Source organism: Olsenella sp. An285 (genome assembly GCF_002159625.1).
GTDB classification, from domain to species: Bacteria; Actinomycetota; Coriobacteriia; order Coriobacteriales; family Atopobiaceae; genus Thermophilibacter; species Thermophilibacter avicola.
This window is the reverse complement of record NZ_NFIZ01000010.1, coordinates 17,135-37,833: the sequence shown is the minus strand read 5'-3', so window position 1 is coordinate 37,833 and position 20,699 is coordinate 17,135. Positions and strand designations below refer to the sequence as shown.

Here is a 20,699-nt window from a genome sequence, read left to right as displayed (position 1 = left end):
TGTGCGAGAATGGCCACAACGTCGCACGAGAGGGGAGCGCACATGGCCGAGAAGAACCCGAGGCGCGGGGGCCGAGCGGAGCAGGCGAGGCGACACATCCAGGACGAGGAGCGGCGCTTCTCCGAGGAGATCGCCCGCGCCGTGGCGGCTACCCGCTCCTATGACGGTGCACCGTCTCCCAGGCCCGTCGCGGAGGGACGCGTGCCGGAGGTGACGGTCGTCGACCAGGACGGCGTGCAGGCGGTCCTTGAGCGCGGGCGCGGCCTGGCCTCCGCCTGCGACCTCGCTGTCCTGGACTTTGCCTCGTTCCTCTACCCGGGAGGCGGCTACGACCGCGGCAACTGGGGTCAGGAGCAGGCGCTCTGCTCGGCGAGCTTCCTCTTCAACGTGCTCTCCGAGAAGGGCGGATGGTATGCGGAGAACCGCCGCCGCAACGTCAACTGCCATCTCTACCGCAACCGCGCCCTCGTGGTGCCGCGCGTGCGCTTCGAGCGCGATGGCTTCCACTCCTACGCCGACGTCATCGTGGCCGCGGCCCCCGACGCCCGCCGCGCCCGGGAGGAGTACCGCGTCTCCGAGGACGCCCTGCTCTCGGCGCTGCGCGACCGCGTGCGCATGGTGATGTCCGTGGCGGACGACCTGGGTCACGACAAGCTCGTGCTGGGCGCCTTCGGCTGCGGCGTCTTCGGTTGGGACGCCGCCACGGTTGCCGAGGTCTTCCGCGTCGAGCTCGCGAGTGGCGCGCACGTGGCGAGTGAGGTGACCTTTGCCGTTCCGCGCGGCCGCGCGGACGAGAACCTCGAGGTCTTCCAGCACGCGCTCGCCACGTTCCCGGAGCCAAACCCTGCGCCGTACGCGTCCCGCGCGGAGCGCGCGGCCGCGGCAGAGGAGGCCCGCGCCGCCGCGGCGGAAGAGGACGAGGACGACGACTGGAGGAAGTACCTCTAGAGAGCGTCTGTCCCCGCACCCGTCCCCTCAGCTGTGTTTCAGCGATGTGGCGAACTGTTTCTCCCGTGCGTCGGCATCCTCGGCGCGCCGCCCGCGCCGCCCGCCCGTGCTACTATGGAGACCCGTGGAAAAGAAACGGCGCCCGTCCGGCGCTAGGTCGCGCCCCGTCGGGCGCCGTATTCTGCGGGAGGCTCACATGGCAAAGCACATCTTCGTAACCGGCGGCGTCGTCTCGTCCCTGGGCAAGGGCATCACGGCGGCCTCCCTGGGGCGCCTTCTCAAGGCCCGGGGCTACCGCGTCATGATGCAGAAGGCGGACCCCTACCTCAACGTGGACCCGGGCACCATGAGCCCGTTCCAGCACGGGGAGGTCTTCGTCACGGAGGACGGCTACGAGTCCGACCTCGACCTCGGCCACTACGAGCGCTTCATCGACGAGAACCTCACGCGCGCCTCCAACTTCACCACCGGCGCCATCTATCAGGACCTCATCTCCCGCGAGCGCGCGGGCGACTTCCTCGGAGGCACCGTGCAGGTGATCCCGCACGTGACGGACGCCATTAAGGAGCGTTTCCGCCGCATCGAGGAGCAGACGGGCGCCGACGTGGTCATCACGGAGCTCGGCGGCACCATCGGAGACATCGAGAGCCAGGCCTTCGTGGAGGCCATCCGCCAGTTCAGGAACGAGAAGGGCCGCGATGACTGCATCCTCATCCACGTGAGCCTGGTGCCCTACATCGCTGCCGCCCACGAGGTCAAGACCAAGCCCACGCAGCACAGCGTGCGCGAGCTGCGCTCCTTTGGCCTGCAGCCCGACTTCATCGTCTGCCGCTCCGACCATGAGGTGGACGCCTCCATTCGCGCCAAGATCGCGAGCTTCTGCGACGTGCCCGCCGACCACGTCTTCGAGAACTCCGACCTACCGTCCATCTACGACGTCCCCGCGCACCTGGCGGAGCAGGGGTTCGACCTCAAGGTCTGCGAGCGCCTGGGCCTCGACCCGCGAGAGAGCCACATGGAGGGCTGGTACGCCTTCACGGACGCCATGCATGCGGCAAGCGCGTGCGGGGACGCGACGCGCATCTGCGTGGTGGGCAAGTACACGCAGCTGCCCGACGCCTACCTCTCGATCATCGAGGCGCTCCACCACTCCGGCGTGCTCTTCGGGCGCAACGTGGACATCCGGCTGGTGGACGGCGAGGCGCTTGACGCCCGGAACGTCGAGGACGTGCTGGGGGACGCCGACGGCATCCTCGTGCCCGGCGGCTTTGGCCTGCGCGGGATAGAGGGCAAGATCTGTGCCGTTCGTCGCGCCCGCACGCACAAGGTGCCCTACCTGGGCGTCTGCTTGGGCCTCCAGGTGGCGGTGTGCGAGTTCGCGCGCGACGTCTGCGGTCTCTCCGGCGCGAGCTCAACCGAGTTCGACCCGGAGTGCGCGCACCCCGTGATCGACATCATGCCGGATCAGGCTGACGTCACCCAGAAGGGCGGCACCATGCGCCTGGGCGCGTATCCCTGCGAGGTCGCCCCAGGCACGCTCGCTGCCGAGGCCTATGGCGAGCCCCTCGTTCACGAGCGGCACCGTCACCGCTACGAGGTCAGCAACGCCTATCGCGACGAGCTGACCGCGGCGGGCCTCGTCATCTCCGGGCTCTCCCCGGATGGGCGCCTGGTGGAGATGGTGGAGCTTCCCGAGGACGTCCACCCCTGGTTCGTGGCGAGCCAGGCCCATCCCGAGTTCAGGAGCCGCCCGGACCGCCCGGCCCCGCTCTTCCGCGAGTTCGTGCGCGCGTCGATCGCCCGCCACGAGGGGTGCGACCGCCACGAGGTGACGCCAATCGCGTAAGGTTGTTGAGAAGAGACGGCGAGAAGGACGAGGGGAGGGGCGGATGGACCTCGAGCGTGCCCTCACGGAGTACCTGGGCTACCTCACCGTGGAGCGGGGGAGCTCGTCCAACACGGTCGGGGCGTACGGCCGCGACCTCAGGCGCTACCTGGGCTGGCTCGCCGAGCGCGGCGTCACGGACCCGGAGGGCGTGACGCGCGAGCTCGTGGAGGCGCACGTGGCCGACCTCGTGGACGTGGGGCTGGCGCCCGCCTCCGTCGAGCGCGCGGTCTCGGCCATCAAGGGGTTCCACCGCTTCATGGTCTCCGACGAGATCTGCCGTGCCTATCCCACCTCCGACCTGCCGCTCCCCGCCAAGCCCTCGCGCCTGCCGGACGTGATCTCCGTGGAGGACGCCGAGCGCCTCCTGGACCAGCCCTTCCCACAGACCCCCGCCGGCCTGCGCGACCACGCCATCCTGGAGGTGCTCTACGGCTGCGGCCTTCGCGCGAGCGAGCTCACCGGGCTCGACCTGCGCGCCGTCCTTCTTGACGAGGGGCTCCTGCGCGTCTTTGGCAAGGGCGAGAAGGAGCGCGTGGTTCCCGTGCTCGGAGCCGCGGAGGGGGCGCTGCGCTCCTACCTCGACCGCGGGCGCGGCGCCCTCGTGGGCCGCCGTCCCACGGCCGCGGTCTTCCTCAACGCGCGCGGCGGGCGCCTCTCCCGGCAGTCCGTCCACGCGATCGTGGAGAGGTACGGGCGCGTGGCGGGCATCTCGGGGCTGCATCCCCACACGCTGCGCCACAGCTTTGCCACGCACCTGCTCGAGGGCGGGGCGGACCTGCGCGTGGTACAGGAGCTCCTCGGTCACGCCAACATCGCCACGACGCAGCTCTACACCCACGTGGACCGCAGCCACATCCGGCGCGTGTACCTCGCGGCACACCCCCGCGCCCGGGAGTAGGGGCGGCGCGGGACAGCCTCCCGTCACCCAGGAGCGACCCTGCTCGCGGGCGTTGGCTTCGAGTGCGGTCGCACTTGGTGCCTTGCCACGCAGGTGCGGCCTGGAGGGCACTTGCTGCGCGCACCTGCGCGCGAACGTCGAGACGTCCATCGCACTTGTTGACGGGAGGGCTGTTTTTTGCCCGCACTTGATTGTTGGGGCGAGAAGTGCGGCGTAGCTCTTGGCGCGAGCCGAGAAGTGCGGGCCCGCGTGCCGCGTGGGACGGCGCCCCACCATATCTGAGCTGGGAAAATGTGAGCACGGGCCACAGTTCTTCTCGGCCTACCTGCGGATTCACGGCGCCGCCATAAATCGTTTCCGAGAAAAGCGAACAGTCCGCCCTCTCTTGTGCCTCAGCTCCCTGAGATGCGCAACATCTAGGGGGTGCGGAGACTCCCCGTGGCCTCCCAGACCCGCCGACGCCCATTTCTCAACCGCAGGGTGTGGGAAAGTGTTTTCTGGTGTCGCAAGGTGGGGCCATTGACGTATAGTGTTCCCACGCTCCGTTCGGGGGCAGGTCCGTTGTCTCGAAGGGAGGGTGACATGCTCGCAGGCTCGTATCCGATGTCCGTGGATGCCAAGGCCCGCGTCACGCTCCCCGCCGTCTTCCGCAAGCAGCTGATCGACGGCGACAAGAAGACGATATACCTCGTTCCCATGAACGGCTGCGTGAACGGCTTCACCCCTGAGGGGTTCGAGCGGTTCGTCGACGGCCTCTTCGAGTACGGCGACCACCACTACGACCCCCGCAGCCGCAGGGACGTCCAGCTGAGGACGGGCCTCTGGGCGAGCGCCGTGGAGGTCGACATCGACTCCGCCGGCCGCGTAGCCCTGGGAAAGCTCGACGCGGCCAAGCCCGGCTCGCGCGAGAAGCTCGGGCTCACGGCGGACGTCACGGTCGTGGGCGCCGGGGACCACTTCGAGGTCTGGAACACCCAGAAGTGGAACGCGACGCAGGCGAGCTTCGAGGACGACCTCGATGCGCTGCTCTTCCACGACTAGCCGCTGCAACGAGAGGGGGTGAGGGTCTTGACAAGGGAATATCGGCACGTACCCGTAATGCTCGACGAGGTCCTCGCCGAGCTCGACCCCAGGCCGGGAGAGGTGGTCTGCGACTGCACCCTCGGCGGGGCCGGGCACTCGGTGGAGCTCGCGAGGCGCGTGGCGCCTGACGGCCTCTCGCTTGGGATAGACCAGGACGAGATGGCGCTCGAGGCAGCCTCCAGGCGTCTTGCGAGCGAGGTCCCGGAGGCCGACGTCCGCCTGCTCAGGGGCAACTTCGGCGACCTTGACGAACTGCTCGTCGAGGCCGAGGTCCCCGGCGTGGACTGCTTCCTCTTTGACCTGGGGGTCTCGTCACCGCAACTCGATATCCCGGAGCGCGGCTTCTCGTACCACGAGGACGCGCCCCTGGACATGCGTATGAATTCGGGGAACAACACCCTAACCGCAGCCGAGGTCGTGAACACCTACAACGAAGCAGACCTCACCCGAATCTTACGCGTATACGGAGACGAGCGCTTTGCCTCGCGCATCGCCCGTCGCATCGTCGAGCGCCGGGCGAAGGAGCCCATAGAGACGACCCTCCAGCTCGTGGAGGTCATCAAGGGCGCGATTCCCGCGGCGGCGAGAAGAACGGGCGGGCACCCGGCGCGCCGCGCCTTCCAGGCGCTGCGCATCGAGGTCAACCACGAGCTCGACGTTCTGGACCGCGGCCTCAGGGCCGCCGTCCGCTGGGCGAACCCCGGTGGCAGGATCTGCGTCATCTCCTACCACTCGCTCGAGGACCGCATCGTGAAGCACGTCTTCTCTGAGCTCTCGCAGGGGTGCACCTGCCCGCCGGACCTTCCGGTGTGCGTGTGCGGACACGTGCCGATAGTCGAGGTCAGGACGAGAAAGCCGCTCGTCGCCTCCAAGGAGGAGGTCGCGGCCAACCCCCGTTCGCGAAGCGCCCTCATGCGCGTGGCGGTCAAGCTCGACGTCACCGAGTGAGGAAGTGAGGCGTAGCCGGCGAAAGCCGTCTACATAGCACGGCCAGACGCACCACCAACGCATCAGAAACGCAGCTCAAACGCACCACCAACGTACGACAAACGCAGCAACGCACAAACGCTAGACACACTCTCAAGGTCGCTCAACCAACTCTCGAGGAACGCTCCGCACAACCCTCAAGTCCCCAGCGTACCTGCACCACTAAAGAACAATGCGGCGGCCTTGCCGCGCGAACGAGAAGGACTCGGCATGAGGCACCAGGGATCTGAGGCATACAACGTGGAGGCGGCCGAGAGGCGCGCCCGGCGACAGGGGCGCGCGACCCGCCCGTCGTTCGAGGTCGTGTCCGGCGGCGGCCTTGACGCCGAGGCCCGCAGGGGGGTCTCCCCGCAGTTCGTCTCCAACGTCCGCATGGCCCTTCTCGCCGCGGCGCTTTTGGTGGGGCTCGGCCTCGTGCGCGTGACCCTCACCACCGCCACGGTCACCCTCCTGGAGGAGAACTCGACCTTGAAGGAGCAGATCTCCGAGGCCCAGACCCTCAGCTCCGACCTCAGCATCGAGAGGTCGGTCCTCTCGAGCAACTCGCGCATCAGCCGCATCGCCACCCAGAACTACGGCATGCTCCTTCCCTCCGACCACGTGGACATCACCCTCGGCGCCGCCGCGAACGAGACCCCCGAGGAGGCTCCCGCGTCCGCTGATGGGGAAGCTGCGCAGGCTCCCGAGGCCACCGGCGAGCAGGCGAACATGGGCTAGACTGAGCTTGTGAGCAGAAGAGAACGACAGAGCCGCTCCAGGCGGCGGAGCTATCCGGAGGCCTCGTACGACGAGGCCTCTCGTGCGCGTTACCGCGTGCGCGCCTCCCGACCGGGCGGGTCGGGGAGCGGCGGCACGGACAGGGGCCTCTCGGTCACGCGGCGCGTCCTTCTTGCCGTCTTTGGCGTGGTGGCCGCCCGTCTGGGCTGGCTCCAGGTGGTGGACGCCGCCAACCTCAAGTCGAGGGCGGAGTCCCAGCGCACCAACGCCATCGCGCTCCACGCCAAGCGCGGCACCATCTACGACCGCAACGGCAACGTCCTCGCCCTGAGCGAGGACTGCGAGACCATCTACGCCAACCCCTCGGAGATCAGCGACCCCTCGGGCGTCGCCTCCGCGCTCGCGGACGCCCTCGGCGGCAAGAAGAGCGACTACATGGACCTCATCACCGAGAACCGGGAGTCCACCTTCGTCTACATCCAGCGCCAGGTGGACCAGGAGATCGCCGACGAGCTCTCCGAGACCCTCGCCAAGCGCGAGCTCTCGGGCGTCTACTTCCTCGCGGACACCAAGCGCGTCTACCCCTACGGAAACGTGGGGGCCCAGATCCTGGGCTACGTCAACATGGACGGGGACGGCGCCTCGGGTCTCGAGTACTACTACAACGACCTGCTCACCGGCATTGACGGCCAGATGCTCGTGGAGACGGGCCTCTACGGCACGCCCATCGCAGGCGGCGCCTCGCGCATAACTGAGGCGGTGGACGGCACCGACATCGTCATCTCGCTCGACATCGACCTCCAGGAGGCGTGCGAGGGCATCATCGCCGAGGCCGTGGAGCACTACACCTCGGACTCCGGCTCGGTCATGGTCACCGACCCCAAGACCGGGGAGATCCTCGCCGCGTGCTCCACGCCGCTGCCGGACTTCTCCAACCTCGAGGACCTCGAGGCGCTCAACCTCAAGCTCGTCACGAGCTCCTTCGAGCCCGGCTCGATCTTCAAGGTCATCACCACCTCCATCGGCCTCGAGAAGGGGCTCTACACGCCCGACACCGTCTACACCGTGCCCGCTGCCGTCAAGGTGGGCTCGAGCTACGTCACGGACGACGACGGGCGCGACTACACGATGGACATGTCCATCCGCGAGATGCTCAGGCGCTCGTCCAACGCCGCGATGGCGCTCCTTGCCCAGGACGTGATGGGCAAGGACGTCTTCTCCGAGGGCCTGGACCGCTACGGGATCGGCCACAAGACGGGCATCGACTTCCCGGGCGAGGTGGAGGGCCTCGTGAAGACCAAGGACGAGTACGACGTCTCGTCCCTGGGCTCGATGGCGTTTGGCCAGGGCCTCGCCATCCCGCTCGTCCAGCTCGTGCGCGCCTACGGCGCCGTGGCAAACGGCGGCGTGCCCATCACGCCGCACTTCCTCGTGACGAAGGGCGAGGAGGAGGTCGACTGGCCGGCCGGCGACCCCGTGGTCTCTGCCGAGGTCGCTGCCCAGGAGGTGGAGATGCTGCGCCTCGTGGTCACCGAGGGCACGGCAAAGAACGCCGCCGTGGACGGCTACGACGTGGCGGGCAAGACCGGCACGGGCGAGGTGGCCGCGGAGGACGGCTCCGGCTACGTGGCGGGCAAGTTCGTGGCGTCGCTCGCCGGCTTTGCCAACGCGGACGACCCCGAGGTCTTTGCGTACGTGGGCCTGAACGGCGTCCCGTACCTCGCGGCGGAGTCGGCGGCGTCCGTCTTCCACGACGTCATGACGCAGACGGTTAACATAATGGGCGTCTCGCCCGTCTCATAGCGGTAGGGGGATTCACCATGATCAGCATGTCAGTCACCGAGCTCGCGGAGGCCACCGGCGCCGCCGTGCTCCTCGACCCGGGCGAGAGGCTCGTGGGGGATATTGCGATAGACTCGCGCAAGGTGGGCGCCGGGGACGTGTTCGTGGCCTTTGCCGGCGAGCGCTCGGACGGCAACGCCTACCTCGCCCAGGCGGCGCGCGCGGGCGCGGGCGCCGTGGTGGCGTCCGCCGAGGTGCCGGCAGAGGCGCTCGACGCCGCCCGCGAGGCGGGCTGCGCGGTGCTGCGCGCCGCCGGCGACGACTGCGAGGAGTTCCTCCTGCGCCTTGCCACCCACCGTCGCGACGCCCACCCCGAGTGGCTCGTGCTCGCGGTAACGGGCTCGGTGGGCAAGACCACCACCAAGGAGATGCTCGCGGCGGGCGTGGGCGCCACGCGCCGCTGCCACGCCACCCGTGGCAACCTCAACAGCCTCATCGGCCTGCCGCTCACGGTCCTCTCCGCGCCCGAGGACTCCGAGGTCCTCGTGTGCGAGCTCGGCATGAACCACGCCGGCGAGATCGCCCGCATGGCCGCGGCCTGCCGCCCGGCGCTCGCCTGCATCACCAACGTGGGCACGAGCCACATCGGCATCCTCGGCAGCCGCGAGAACATCGCGCGCGCCAAGGCCGAGGTGGTCTCGGGCCTCGCCGCCCACGACGGCGTGGGTCCCGCCCTCGCGCTCATGAGCTCGGGGGACTTCACCGGCTTCATCGAGGAGGGCTTCTGCCGCCCGGCCGGCGCGGAGGTCGTCCGCGTGGGCTCGGGGGAGGCGGACGCGGTCCGCGCCGAGGGCGTCACCCTCGACGCAAACGGATGCGCGCGCCTCACGGTAAGGTGCGCGGACGGCTGGAGCCGCGAGGTCGCGCTCTCGCTCCCGGGCCGCAAGGTCGTGGACGACTTCCTCCTGGCACTCGCGCTCATCTGGCGCGCCGGGCTCGACCGCGACGCCGCCGCGGCGGCGATCGAGGCCATGGAGCCCACGAGCATGCGCCTCGACGTGCGCGAGGCCCCCTGCGGCGCCCGCGTCATCGACGACTCCTACAACGCGGCGCCCGCCTCGATGGCCTCCTCGCTCGACGTCCTCGCCTCCATGGAGACGGCCGGAAGGCGCGTGGCCGTGCTCGGCGAGATGGGCGAGCTCGGAGACGAGGCGGAGCGCCTCCACGGCTACGTGGGCGCCTACGCCGCCGCCAAGGGCGTCGACCTCCTCGTGCTCATTGGCGACGAGCTCGCCGGAGCCATGGCCGAGGCGGCGCTCACGATGGGCCTCTCGGAGGACGCCGTGGAGCGCTTCTCCACCGTCGAGGAGGCCGTGGACGTGATCGGCCCCGTGCTCGCGCCCGGTGACCTCGTGCTCGTGAAGGCCTCTCGTGCCTCCGGACTGGACTACTTCGTGAGGGGAGTGCTCGCCCGATGATTCCCATGATTGGAAACCCCGCCTATCCCACCTACCAGGTGTTTCTGGCCGTCGGCGTCGCCGCCCTGGTCACGGGGCTCCTCATGCCCCTCTTCATCCGCCTCATGCGCCACGAGGGCGTGGGCCAGCAGATTCGCGCGGACGGCCCCCAGCGCCACCTCGTGAAGCAGGGCACGCCCACCATGGGCGGCCTCATCATCCTCGCCGGCGTGCTCGTCTCGGTGGCCCTTCTCGGCGAGTGGACGCCCGGGCTCATCCTCGCCGTGGGCGCCACGCTCGTGACGGGCTCGCTCGGCCTTCTGGACGACATCGAGAGCGTGGCGCACAAGCGCTCGCTCGGCCTCACGCCCTCGCAGAAGATGATCGGCCTCATCCTCATCTCCGTCGTGTTCTGCCTCGTTGCCGTCAACGTCTGCGGCGTCTCCCCGGAGGTGCGCCTCCCGGGCGGCTTCGCCATCGACCTCGGCGTGCTCACCACCACCATCGTCACGCCCGACGCCGCCGTCTCCGTCCCCTGGCTCTACCTCGTCTTCGTGTTCCTGCTCATGGCGGGCCTCTCCAACGCCGTCAACCTCACGGACGGCCTCGACGGCCTCGCGGGCGGGTGCTCGATGGTCGTGATGGGCGTGATGGCCATGGTCGCCTTCCTCTACGGCGAGCTCGACCTCGCCGTCTTTGCCGGTGCCATCGCGGGCGCCTGCGTGGGCTTCCTCTGGCACAACTGCTACCCGGCGTCCATCTTCATGGGCGACACCGGCTCGCTCGCCCTGGGCGCGGCCCTCGCCTCGCTCGCGGTGCTCACCAAGACCGAGGTCACCTCGCTCATCATGGGCGGCCTCTTCGTCTGCGAGGCCCTCTCCGTCATGATCCAGGTCACGAGCTTCAAGCTCACGGGCAGGCGCGTCTTCCTCATGACGCCGATCCACCACCACTTCGAGCAGATGGGCTGGGCGGAGAACAAGGTCGTCGTGCGGTTCTGGATCGTCTCGGCCGCCTTCGCCGCGCTCGGCTTCGCGCTCTACTTCCAGCTCGGCTAGCCAGATGGGGGAGAAGAACATGGCCTCTCAGGCATATCTCGGGAACACCCTCGTGCTCGGGCTCGGCCGCACCGGCGAGTCCGCCGCGCGCTACCTCGCCTCGCTCGGCCCCGACCGCGTGGCCTCCGTCACCCTCTACGGCGGCGCGAGCTCGGAGGAGGGCGAGCGCACGCGCGCGCTGGAGGACGCCGGCGTCAGCGTGACGTGCGGCACCGAGGACGTGACCGGATCCTTCGACCTCGCCGTGGCCTCTCCCGGCATCCCCATGGACGCTGCCTTCTTCCGCGCCGCCGAGGCCTGCTCGCGCGAGGTCGTGAGCGAGCCCGAGCTCGCCTGGCGCGAGAGCCCCGAGCGCTGGGTCGCCATAACGGGCACCAACGGCAAGACCACCACCACCTCGCTCGCCACGCACCTCCTGCGCGAGGGCGGCCTCGCGGCCGAGTCCGTGGGCAACATCGGCACGCCCCCCACCGAGGCCGTGCCGTCGCGCGCCGAGGGCGGCTGGCTCGTGGCGGAGCTCTCGAGCTTCCAGCTGGCGGAGACCCGGCTCTTTGCCCCGCGCGTGGCGGTGCTCCTCAACGTCACGCCGGACCACCTCGAGTGGCACCACACGATGGAGGCGTACGCCGCCGCCAAGGAGCGGGCGTTCGCCAACCTGGGCGAGGGCGACCTCGCCGTGGTCTCCGTCGACGACTCCTGGTGCCGCGCGGTCGCCGAGCGCTGCGAGGCGCGCGGCGTGCGCACCTGTCGCCTCTCCGTGGCGGGGGACCCCGGCTCGCCCTGCGCCGCCTTCCTGCGCGAGGGCGCCCTCGTGGTTCGCCTGGACGGCGCGGAGCACGAGCTCGTGCCCGCGTCCGAGCTCAGGATCTTCGGCCTCCACAACGCCGAGAACGCGCTCGCCGCCGCGGCCGTGGCCCTCGAGGTGGGCGTTGCGGAGAAGGACGTGCGCTCCGGCCTCAGGTCCTTCTCGCCCATCGAGCACCGCATCGAGCCCGCCGGCACCGTCGGCGGCGTCAGCTTCGTGAACGACTCCAAGGCCACCAACACGGACTCCGTGGAGAAGGCGCTCACCGCCTTTCCGCCGGGCACGATCGTGCTCATGCTGGGCGGCCACGACAAGATGACCGACCTCGCCTCGCTCGCCGCCGCGGTGTGCGAGCGCTGCCGCGTGGCCGTGTGCTTCGGCGCGGCGGGGGAGCGCATCGCGTCGGCCCTCGAGCAGGCGCGCCTGGAGACGGGCGCCGCGCTCGAGGTCGACCGGGCGCCGCACCTGCGCGAGGCGTTTGACGCCGCGGTGGCCGCCGCCCGTCCGGGCGAGACGGTCCTCCTCTCGCCGGCTTGCTCGTCCTTCGACGAGTTCTCCAACATGGCGGAGCGCGGACGCCTCTTCAAGGAGCTCGTGCGCGGCCTGTCCGGGACGGGTGAGTAGGGTGGCCGCAGCCGTTCGCGCCCTGGGCCGCGCCCGCGCCGGGCGCCGGGAGGAAAAGGAGGGCAAGACCGTCTTCGGCGTGCCCGAGCGCTTCATGCGGCCGAGGCTCGTCTTCATTGCCGTGACGGCCATCCTCGTGGGCTTTGGCCTGCTCATGGTCTACTCGTCGTCATCGGTGACGGCGCTTCTCGAGGACGGCGACGCCGCCTCCTACTTCAAGAAGCAGCTGCTCCTGGCGCTGGTGGGCGTGGTCGCCGCCGTGGTCATAGCCAGGGTCGACTACCACACCTGGAGCCGCAGCCTCATCAACCTCATCTGGGTCCTGACGGCCGTCCTTCTCCTTCTGGTGTTCACGCCCTTCGCCGGCGGCGACGCCCTCGGCGCCAACCGCTGGATCACGGTGGCGGGATTCCAGATACAGCCGTCGGAGTTCGCCAAGCTCTCCATCGTGCTCACGGCGGCGAGCCTGGCGGAGCGCTACTTCGACGAGGGGACGCTTCGCTGGGACGAGTTCATCAAGCTCATGGCCGTGGGCGTGGGCCTGCCCGTCCTGCTCATCATCATGCAGCCGGACAAGGGCACCACCATGGTCCTGGGCATCACCATCGTGCTCATGGCCTACCTCGCCGGCGTGCCCAAGCACATCATCCTGGGCTTTCTCATCCTGGGTGTGGTGGCGTTTCTGGGACTCTCCCTCAAGGACGACTACTCGCGCCAGCGCTTCCTTACGATGTTCGACCCGTGGGCGGACCCCTACGGGGCGGGCTACCAGCTCATCCAGGGCTTCTACGCCTTTGGGTCGGGAGGCCTCTTTGGCGTGGGGATAGGCTTCTCCCGCCAGAAGTACTCGTACCTGCCCTACGCCTACAACGACTTCATCTTTGCCGTCATAGGCGAGGAGTGCGGCCTGGTGGGCACGCTCGGCATGCTCGCGGGCTTCGCCGTCTTTGCCTGGGCGGGGCTCAAGATCGCCCAGCATGCGCCCGACCTCGCCGGGCGCCTCATCGCCGCGGGGTGCACCTCGCTCATCGTGGTCCAGATGCTCCTCAACGTGGCGGGCGTCATCGGCATCTTCCCGCTCTCCGGGAAGCCCATCCCCTTCATCTCGTACGGCGGCACGTCCATCCTGGCGAGCCTCATGATCGCCGGCATGATCGTGTCCGTCTCGGTGCACTCGCACCTCCCGGAGACCGCCTACGACAGCGCGCGGCGCTCCTGGCAGATGGACGGGGTCCCGGAGGACGGCGGGCTGTCCCTCGTGGGCGAGCCCGTGCCCCGCTCCGCGCGCGGCTCCTCGGCGACGCGCGGACGCGCCGGCTCGGGCGGGAGAGGGGAGGCCTCGGGCCCGCGTCGCGGCTTCACGGTGATGAGCGGCGGCTCCCGGGGCTCCGGCTCGCGGGGGGGCTCCGGCCGCGGCGGGGCGCCCAAGGGGCGCACCACCACGGACTCCAACGGCAGGAGGCGCATCGACCTCGGGCCCAGCGCGACCGACCGCCTGCGCGGCGGCGGCAGGGGTGGCGGCCGGAGGAGGTAGCGTCCCGAACGCCGTTCACGGAAGTACGGAAAACACTAGACAGGGGGACACATGGCACGCGAACACCTCGAGGTCGCCATCGCGGCGGGCGGAACGGCGGGGCACATCAACCCGGCGCTCGCCCTGGCAGAGGAGCTGCGCGACCGCGGCCACCACGTGAGGTTCTTCGGGCAGACGGCGAAGCTCGAGGGGAGGCTCGTCCCCGAGGCGGGCTTCGAGCTCGTGCCGGTGGTGGTGAGCGGCTTCGACCGCGCGCGCCCCTGGACGCTCGTCTCGTCGCTCTCGCGCATGCGCCGCGCGCAGTCTCAGATCGCGCGGCTCTTCTCTGAGAAGGGCGTCCCCGACGTGGCCATAGGCTTCGGAGCCTACGTGGAGATGCCGCTTCTCAACTGCTGCCACAAGGCCGGCGTGCCCTACCTCCTGCACGAGCAGAACTCCGTGCCCGGCCTCGCCAACAAGGCGCTCGCCCCCCACGCGGAGGCGGTGTGCATCTCCGTTCCCGCCGCGCGCGAGGTCTTCGAGCGCGCCAAGCGCCCCGCGCGCACGGTGGTGCTCACGGGCAACCCGGTGCGCAGGAGCGTGACCTCCGCGAGCCGCGAGGCGGGGCGCGCGGCCTTTGGCGTGGAGCCCGGCGAGACCATGCTCCTCGTCTTTGGCGGCTCGCTCGGGGCGGCCCACATCAACGAGGGCGTCTGCCGCCTCAAGGGCGAGCTCCTCTCCCGCGAGGGGCTCGTCGTGGTGCACTCCACCGGTGCGGACGGCTTCGACGAGACCGTCTCGGCCCTCGCGCTCACGCCCGAGGAGCAGCTGCGCTGGCGCGTCATGCCCTACATCTCCAACATGGGCGAGGCCCTTGCCGCCGCAGACCTCGTGCTCTCTCGCGCCGGCGCGTCCTCCATCGCGGAGATCGCGGCCCTCGACGTGCCGAGCCTGCTCGTGCCCTACCCGCACGCCACGGCAGACCACCAGACCACCAACGCGCGCTACCTCGTGGACGCGGGTGCGGCCGTCCTTCTTGCCGACGACAAGATCGACGAGCCCGTCTTCGCCCAGGAGCTCCTGGGCCTCGTGGACGACCCGGCGCGCCGCGAGCGCATGCGCGAGTGCGCCCGCGGCCTGGGGCAGGCGCGCGCCGCGGCAGCCCTCGCCGACCAGGTGGAGGCCGTCTGCGCGGGCTAGCGCTTCGTCCTTCTCGCCAGCGTCCCACGCCCTTCTCGCCCCTCGGCAGAGAGCCCGCCCCGCACTTCTCGGCATCCACCGGGAGACGCCGCGCACTTCTCGCTTAATCGCGCGGGTGCGGTCCGGCTCGCACCTGTGGCGCGCACTTGCGAACGGCGCCCGAGAGGTTGCCGGCACTTGACAGACGTAACACGTCATGATGCCCGCACTTCTGGCCCGCACCCATGAGTGCGGCCACGCTCTCGCGCTTCTGCGGGAAGCGCGTGCCTCCCCGGCGAGAAGGGCAGTCGGGGTGTGCGAAGGTCGCCCCGGCGAGAGGGGGCGGTCGGGAGAGCGGTGCCCCCCACGGGCGTGACGCGCGTCTCCTCAGCCGGCCCCGTCCACAGGCGTCCAAAACGCCGGTTGAGGCCCCGTCTCGCTCGCGCGATTTGTGCGGAGCCTGCGTGGTGGCGCCCGATTTGAGATACATTAGAGGACGCACGATACGCCACGTAGAAAGCGGTCTCATGGTCGAGAAGAACGCGGAGATTGAGAACGTCACGAGTGCCCACTTCATTGGCATCGGCGGCGCTGGCATGAGCGGCATTGCGCTCGTGCTCCACGAGCGCGGCTGCAAGGTCACGGGGTCCGACCTCAAGAACTCCCACTACGTGCGCGAGCTCGAGGCGGCGGGCATCGACGTGACCGTGGGCCACGCGGCCGCCACCATCGACGCAGCGAACCCGCAGGTGGTGGTGACCTCCACTGCCATCCCGGACACCAACCCCGAGGTCATCCGCGCGCGCGAGCTGGGCATCCCCATCTGGCCGCGCGCCAAGATGCTCTCCTGGCTCTCCGGCACGCAGCGCACCGTTGCCGTGGCGGGCACGCACGGCAAGACCACCACGTCCTCGATGGTCGCCACCATGCTGGACAAGATGGGGCTCGACCCGTCCTTCCTCATCGGCGGCGTGGTGGAGGGCTACGACACCAACGGGCGCAACGGCTCCGGCGAGCACTTCGTCTGCGAGGCCGACGAGTCCGACGGCTCCTTCCTCTACCTCAACCCCAACGTCGTGGTGGTCACCAACATCGAGGCGGATCACCTCGACCACTACGGCACGCTCGAGAACATCGAGAAGACCTTCTGCACGTTCATGAGCCTTGTGGGGGAGGACGGCACCGTCATCATCAACGGAGACGTCCCGCGCTACGTGGAGCTCGCCCGCTCCACGGGCATGCGCGTGCTCACCTACGGCTTCGACGAGTCCTGTGACTACGTCTGCGTCCCGGAGGAGAGCCACCACAAGCTCGCGAGCAGCTTCTCCGTGCGTCTCCCGGGCGAGAGGAGCGTGCACGTGACCATCAGCTCCAACCCCGGGCGCCACAACATGTCCAACGCCACCGCCGCCATTGCCGTGGCCGACGCCCTCGGTCTCGACGTCGAGGCGGCTGCCGCGGGGCTCTCCCAGTTCAAGGGTGCCCGCCGCCGCTTCACGCACGTGGGCGACGTCGCCGGCGTGACCGTGGTCGACGACTACGGCCACCACCCCACGGAGATCGCCGCCACGCTGGGCGCCGCGGCGGACCTGCAGTTCAACCGCATCGTCTGCGTCTTCCAGCCGCACCGCTACAGCCGCACCCAGGCGCTCGCCGCCGAGTTCGGCCACGCCTTCGACTCCGCCGACGTCCTTCGCGTGATGGACGTCTTCCCCGCCGGGGAGATGCCCGTTCCCGGGGTCTCCGGCAAAACGGTGGTGGAGTCCGTGCGCCACGTGGGCAACGTCTGCGACGTGGCCTACGTCCCCAACAGGAGGCGTCTCATCGAGGACCTCTGCGACCTCGTGCGTCCCGGTGACCTGCTCATCACGCAGGGCGCGGGCGACGTCACCTCGCTGGGCCCGGCGTTCATCGCCGCCATGCGCGAGCGCGAGGGGCGGTAGCACTTGAGCGTCTTCAACGCGTACATGACCCTCTCCGGAGCCGTCGACGCCGACGTCAGGCGTGACGAGCGCATGCTGCGCCACACGAGCTACCGCATCGGCGGACCCGCGGCGCTCTTTGCCTCCGTGCACAGCTACCCCGCGCTCGTGAGGACCATCCAGGTCCTCGAGGACGAGGGGGTGGACTGGGTCATCCTGGGGAAGGGCTCCAACCTCCTGGTCTCCGACAAGGGCTACGACGGCTGCGTCATCGTGCTCGACGGCGAGTTCTCCCGGACCTCGCTCGGCGAGGACGGCACGCTCACCGTGGGCGCGGGCGCCGTGCTCTCCAAGGTCGTGAACGAGGCCATGAAGGCCGGGCTCTCCGGCCTGGAGCCCTGCGTGGGCATACCGGGCACCGTGGGCGGCGCCCTCTCGATGAACGCGGGCACGCGGCGCGAGTGGATCGGCTCGGTCGTGCGCGACGTCGTGGTCCTGCGCCCGGGCAAGGGGCTTCACCGCTACGAGGCCTCCGACATCGAGTGGGGCTACCGCTTCACCTCCATCCCCACCTCGGAGATCATCCTCGAGGCGACCCTCGAGCTTGCGCCCTCCACCCGCGAGGCCATCGCGGCGGACATGGAGGAGCGGCTCCGCCGCCGCCGCGAGTCCCAGCCGTTCGGCGTCCCCAGCTGCGGGTCGGTGTTCCGCAACCCGCCCGACCAGTCGGTCGGGGCCCTCATCGAGTCCTGCGGCCTCAAGGGGCAGCGCGAGGGAGGGGCCCAGATCTCCGAGGAGCACGCCAACTTCATCGTCAACCTCGGCGGAGCCACCGCCGCCGACGTCATCACGCTCATCGGTCGGGCCCACGAGGCGGTTCGCTCCGCATACGGGATCGACCTCGCCTGCGAGGTCAAGCTCCTCGGCTTCGGGGCGTGAGCCGAGCCATGGCCAAGGATCAGAGCAGGCGCCCCACGCCGCGCAAGCGCAGCGGGTCCGCCCCCAAGGTGAAGCCGTCCGCGTCGCTCGCCCCCAAGCGGGCGGCGTCGGCCAAGCCCGCTAAGGCGCCCAAGCCTGCCAAGGTCCCCAAGGCCGCAAAGCCCGCCAAGGCGCCCAAGGCGCCCAAGCCCGCGAAGGCACCCAAGCTCACGATGGTGGGCTCCGCCGCCAAGCCGGCACAGTCCGCGAAGCCCGCCGCCGTCAAGCAGAAGCCCTCCAAGCGCCTCAAGACCCCCGCCACGAGTGCAATCGGCTCGACCGTGGGCTCCCAGGCGGCGTCGGTCTCCGCCGATCGCCCGGCGTTTCTCGAGCGCGCCGCGAGCGCCGTGTCCTCGCGCAGGCGCGGCGCGTCGGGGACCAGGCGGCCGGCGGGCGGTGCCGAGCGGAGGCAGCGCTATCAGCGCGGGCAGATTCTTCGCGTCGCCGGAATCGTGGCCGGCGTCCTGGTTGCAGTCGCGCTCGCACTGGCCGTCGCCTTCTTCGCGCTCCGGAACTCCTCGGTCTTCTCGGTCGAGTCGGTCCAGGTGGAGCCCACCGAGCACGTCACCGAGGCGGACCTGCAGAACCTCGTCAGCGTGCCCGTTGGCTCGACCCTGCTCAACCTTGACGAGCAGGCGATCAAGGAGGGGCTCCTCAAGGACCCCTGGGTCGCGGACGTCACGTTCGAGCGAATCTTCCCGCACACCCTGAAGATCAACGTCATCGAGCAGAACATCGACGCCCTCGTGGTCATGAACGCGGGCTCGGTCGCCTGGTACCTCGGTGACGCCGGGGTGTGGATCCAGCCCACGAGCGTGGAGCCGGCCGAGGGGCAGTCGGTGAACGACGCCGCCCTGCGCACAGCCCTCGACAACGAGTGCCTCCTCATCACGGACGTCCCGGCGAGCGTCTCGCCGGTTGCGGGCTCCAAGGCCACGGACGGCGTCCTCGAGGCGGTGCAGAAGTTCCGTGACGGCTTCTCGGACTCCTTTGCCAACCAGGTGGCGTGCTACTCCGCACCCGCGGAGGACAGCATCGCCTGCACCCTCTACAACGGGGTGGAGGTGCTCCTGGGCTCCCCGACGGACATCTCCGCGAAGGAGCAGATCGTCACGGAGACCCTCGCCGAGATGCCCGAGGGGTCGGTCACCTACATCAACGTGAGGGTTGTCTCCAGCCCCGCGGTGCGCCCCGTGTCCTCCGACAACGTCGAGGCGGGCTCGGGCGTGGTCTCCCTCCTCGAGCCGGGACAGGACGCCTCCGGCGACGGATCGGGCGAGGGCGGCTCCGGAGACGAGGGCTCGGGCGAGGGGGCCCAGGGCACCGACTCCCAGGGCGACGGCTCGGAGGGCACCGACGGCGACGGCACCGACTCCGGGGACTCCGGCTACGCCGACGACGGCTCCGGTGAGGGCAACCTTGAGGGTTCGGGCGGGGAGGACGCGTCCCAGGACGGCTCCTGGGAGTAGAGGAGTCCACCCTCAAGTCCCGCACGCCGAGAAGAACGATAGCTTCTACCTGCCAACTTCACGATTTCGACAAATCGTTTGACGGACGACCCTCAAGTGTGCCAAGATACCTCGCTTAATCTGAAGCGTTGACGTAAACCTGAGCTTTAGGGTTTCTGCCGGCGCCTGGATGGGGCACGGAAGAAAAAGTCGCAAGCATACGCAGCAAGGCCCCTTTGAGGAGGACACGATGATCAAAGACACCGACACCCTCAGCAACTATCTCGCCGTGATCAAGGTCGTGGGCGTGGGCGGAGGCGGAACCAACGCCGTCAACCGCATGATCGAGGAGGGAATCCGCGGTGTCGAGTTCGTCGCCGTGAACACCGACGCCCAGGCGCTCGCCATCTCCGATGCCGACATCAAGGTCCACATCGGCACCGACATCACCAAGGGCCTCGGCGCCGGCGCCAACCCCGAGGTGGGCAAGGAGGCCGCCGAGGACACGCGCGACGAGATCAAGCAGGCGCTCGCCGGCTCCGACATGGTCTTCATCACCGCGGGCGAGGGCGGCGGCACCGGCACCGGCGCTGCCCCCGTTGTCGCCGACATCGCCAAGAACGACATCGGCGCGCTCACCGTTGGCGTCGTCACCAAGCCCTTCAGCTTCGAGGGCCGCAAGCGCTACTCCTCCGCCATCGAGGGCATCAAGACCCTCTCCGAGAACGTCGACACGCTCATCGTGATCCCCAACGACCGCCTGCTCGACCTCTCCGAGAAGAAGACCACCATGCTCGAGGCCTTCCGCATGGCCGACGACGTCCTGTGCCAGGGCACCCAGGGCATCACGGACCTCATCACCGTCCCGGGCCTCATCAACCTCGACTTCGCCGACGTCTGCACCATCATGAAGGACTCCGGCACCGCGATGATGGGCATCGGCACCGCCTCCGGCGACAACCGCGCCACGGACGCCGCCGAGGAGGCCATCTCCAGCCGTCTGCTCGAGGGCTCCATCGAGGGTGCCACGCGCGTCCTGCTCTCCATCGCCGGCAACAAGGACCTTGGCATCCAGGAGATCAACGACGCCGCCGACCTCGTGGCCCAGAACGTCGACCCCGAGGCCACGATCATCTTCGGCACCGTCGTGGACGAGTCCCTCGGCGACCAGGTGCGCGTGACCGTCATCGCCACCGGCTTCTCCGACTCCACCGTCCAGCAGGCGCTGCCCACCATGACGGTGTCGCGCCCGTCCGCCCCGAGCCGCCCGAGCGCCTCTCGCGGCTCCTCCCGCACGGCCGGCTCCTCCGCCGCCCCCTCGAGCCGCGGCGGCTCCTCGTCCAACGACAAGGAGTTCGACATCCCTGAGTTCCTGAAGCGCAGCCGCCTCTAGCGATGCGCCCTCTGGCGAG

16 protein-coding genes are annotated in these 20,699 nt (G+C 69.6%); all 16 read left to right on the top strand.

Annotation, left to right across the window (positions count from 1 at the left end; all coding sequences use genetic code 11):
• Positions 1 to 42 precede the first annotated feature (42 nt).
• The 16 genes from B5F79_RS07595 (at position 43) to ftsZ (ending at position 20,680) form a co-directional block, all read left to right on the top strand.
• Positions 43 to 948, top strand: coding sequence for a TIGR02452 family protein (locus B5F79_RS07595; protein WP_087219706.1), 906 nt, complete (start codon positions 43 to 45; stop codon positions 946 to 948).
• 196 nt (positions 949 to 1,144) lie between these two features.
• Positions 1,145 to 2,794 (top strand): CTP synthase, encoded by a 1,650-nt coding sequence (locus B5F79_RS07590; protein WP_087219704.1) that lies wholly within the window; start codon positions 1,145 to 1,147, stop codon positions 2,792 to 2,794.
• 43 nt (positions 2,795 to 2,837) lie between these two features.
• Positions 2,838 to 3,734, top strand: a complete 897-nt coding sequence (locus B5F79_RS07585) for a site-specific tyrosine recombinase (protein WP_087219702.1) — start codon at positions 2,838 to 2,840, stop codon at positions 3,732 to 3,734.
• Between the two features lie 582 nt (positions 3,735 to 4,316).
• Positions 4,317 to 4,775 carry a division/cell wall cluster transcriptional repressor MraZ gene (locus B5F79_RS07580; protein ID WP_087219700.1) on the top strand — a complete coding sequence of 153 codons (459 nt, stop codon included), beginning with the start codon at positions 4,317 to 4,319 and terminating at the stop codon, positions 4,773 to 4,775.
• A 27-nt stretch (positions 4,776 to 4,802) separates the two neighbouring features.
• A complete protein-coding gene (gene rsmH, locus B5F79_RS07575; RefSeq protein ID WP_087219697.1) occupies positions 4,803 to 5,765 on the top strand; it encodes a 16S rRNA (cytosine(1402)-N(4))-methyltransferase RsmH in 963 nt (320 codons plus the stop codon).
• A 249-nt stretch (positions 5,766 to 6,014) separates the two neighbouring features.
• Complete coding sequence (gene ftsL / locus B5F79_RS07570) at positions 6,015 to 6,521, top strand: cell division protein FtsL (protein WP_087219694.1); 507 nt, start codon at positions 6,015 to 6,017, stop codon at positions 6,519 to 6,521.
• A gap of 9 nt (positions 6,522 to 6,530) precedes the next feature.
• Complete coding sequence (locus B5F79_RS07565; protein ID WP_164484275.1) at positions 6,531 to 8,324, top strand: peptidoglycan D,D-transpeptidase FtsI family protein; 1,794 nt, start codon at positions 6,531 to 6,533, stop codon at positions 8,322 to 8,324.
• A gap of 17 nt (positions 8,325 to 8,341) precedes the next feature.
• On the top strand, positions 8,342 to 9,781 hold the full coding sequence (locus B5F79_RS07560; protein ID WP_087219690.1) for a UDP-N-acetylmuramoyl-tripeptide--D-alanyl-D-alanine ligase: 1,440 nt from the start codon (positions 8,342 to 8,344) through the stop codon (positions 9,779 to 9,781).
• A gap of 5 nt (positions 9,782 to 9,786) precedes the next feature.
• Positions 9,787 to 10,818, top strand: coding sequence for a phospho-N-acetylmuramoyl-pentapeptide-transferase (gene mraY / locus B5F79_RS07555; protein WP_087219837.1), 1,032 nt, complete (start codon positions 9,787 to 9,789; stop codon positions 10,816 to 10,818).
• 19 nt (positions 10,819 to 10,837) lie between these two features.
• Positions 10,838 to 12,247: a UDP-N-acetylmuramoyl-L-alanine--D-glutamate ligase gene (gene murD, locus B5F79_RS07550; RefSeq protein WP_087219688.1), complete on the top strand. Its 1,410-nt coding sequence runs from the start codon at positions 10,838 to 10,840 to the stop codon at positions 12,245 to 12,247.
• Between the two features lies 1 nt (position 12,248).
• Positions 12,249 to 13,781, top strand: a complete 1,533-nt coding sequence (gene ftsW / locus B5F79_RS07545; protein WP_241147279.1) for a putative lipid II flippase FtsW — start codon at positions 12,249 to 12,251, stop codon at positions 13,779 to 13,781.
• 51 nt (positions 13,782 to 13,832) lie between these two features.
• Positions 13,833 to 14,960 carry an undecaprenyldiphospho-muramoylpentapeptide beta-N-acetylglucosaminyltransferase gene (gene murG / locus B5F79_RS07540; protein ID WP_087219686.1) on the top strand — a complete coding sequence of 376 codons (1,128 nt, stop codon included), beginning with the start codon at positions 13,833 to 13,835 and terminating at the stop codon, positions 14,958 to 14,960.
• A 506-nt stretch (positions 14,961 to 15,466) separates the two neighbouring features.
• Positions 15,467 to 16,882: a UDP-N-acetylmuramate--L-alanine ligase gene (gene murC / locus B5F79_RS07535; RefSeq protein WP_087219684.1), complete on the top strand. Its 1,416-nt coding sequence runs from the start codon at positions 15,467 to 15,469 to the stop codon at positions 16,880 to 16,882.
• A gap of 3 nt (positions 16,883 to 16,885) precedes the next feature.
• Positions 16,886 to 17,800 carry a UDP-N-acetylmuramate dehydrogenase gene (gene murB / locus B5F79_RS07530; protein ID WP_087219682.1) on the top strand — a complete coding sequence of 305 codons (915 nt, stop codon included), beginning with the start codon at positions 16,886 to 16,888 and terminating at the stop codon, positions 17,798 to 17,800.
• An 8-nt stretch (positions 17,801 to 17,808) separates the two neighbouring features.
• Complete coding sequence (locus tag B5F79_RS07520) at positions 17,809 to 19,308, top strand: cell division protein FtsQ/DivIB (RefSeq protein WP_143786271.1); 1,500 nt, start codon at positions 17,809 to 17,811, stop codon at positions 19,306 to 19,308.
• Between the two features lie 229 nt (positions 19,309 to 19,537).
• Positions 19,538 to 20,680: a cell division protein FtsZ gene (ftsZ, locus tag B5F79_RS07515; RefSeq protein WP_087219676.1), complete on the top strand. Its 1,143-nt coding sequence runs from the start codon at positions 19,538 to 19,540 to the stop codon at positions 20,678 to 20,680.
• The last annotated feature ends 19 nt before the right edge of the window (positions 20,681 to 20,699 follow it).

What these genes read in the sequence shown, in the direction of transcription:
- murG (WP_087219686.1), top strand. Translation starts at nt 13,833, where the DNA reads ATGGCACGCGAACACCTCGAGGTCGCCATCGCGGCGGGCGGAACGGCG.
- B5F79_RS07590 (WP_087219704.1), top strand. Translation starts at nt 1,145, where the DNA reads ATGGCAAAGCACATCTTCGTAACCGGCGGCGTCGTCTCGTCCCTGGGC.
- B5F79_RS07585 (WP_087219702.1), top strand. Translation starts at nt 2,838, where the DNA reads ATGGACCTCGAGCGTGCCCTCACGGAGTACCTGGGCTACCTCACCGTG.
- B5F79_RS07520 (WP_143786271.1), top strand. Translation starts at nt 17,809, where the DNA reads ATGGCCAAGGATCAGAGCAGGCGCCCCACGCCGCGCAAGCGCAGCGGG.
- ftsZ (WP_087219676.1), top strand. Translation starts at nt 19,538, where the DNA reads ATGATCAAAGACACCGACACCCTCAGCAACTATCTCGCCGTGATCAAG.
- mraY (WP_087219837.1), top strand. Translation starts at nt 9,787, where the DNA reads ATGATTGGAAACCCCGCCTATCCCACCTACCAGGTGTTTCTGGCCGTC.
- B5F79_RS07560 (WP_087219690.1), top strand. Translation starts at nt 8,342, where the DNA reads ATGATCAGCATGTCAGTCACCGAGCTCGCGGAGGCCACCGGCGCCGCC.
- murC (WP_087219684.1), top strand. Translation starts at nt 15,467, where the DNA reads ATGGTCGAGAAGAACGCGGAGATTGAGAACGTCACGAGTGCCCACTTC.
- ftsL (WP_087219694.1), top strand. Translation starts at nt 6,015, where the DNA reads ATGAGGCACCAGGGATCTGAGGCATACAACGTGGAGGCGGCCGAGAGG.
- B5F79_RS07595 (WP_087219706.1), top strand. Translation starts at nt 43, where the DNA reads ATGGCCGAGAAGAACCCGAGGCGCGGGGGCCGAGCGGAGCAGGCGAGG.
- murD (WP_087219688.1), top strand. Translation starts at nt 10,838, where the DNA reads ATGGCCTCTCAGGCATATCTCGGGAACACCCTCGTGCTCGGGCTCGGC.
- B5F79_RS07580 (WP_087219700.1), top strand. Translation starts at nt 4,317, where the DNA reads ATGCTCGCAGGCTCGTATCCGATGTCCGTGGATGCCAAGGCCCGCGTC.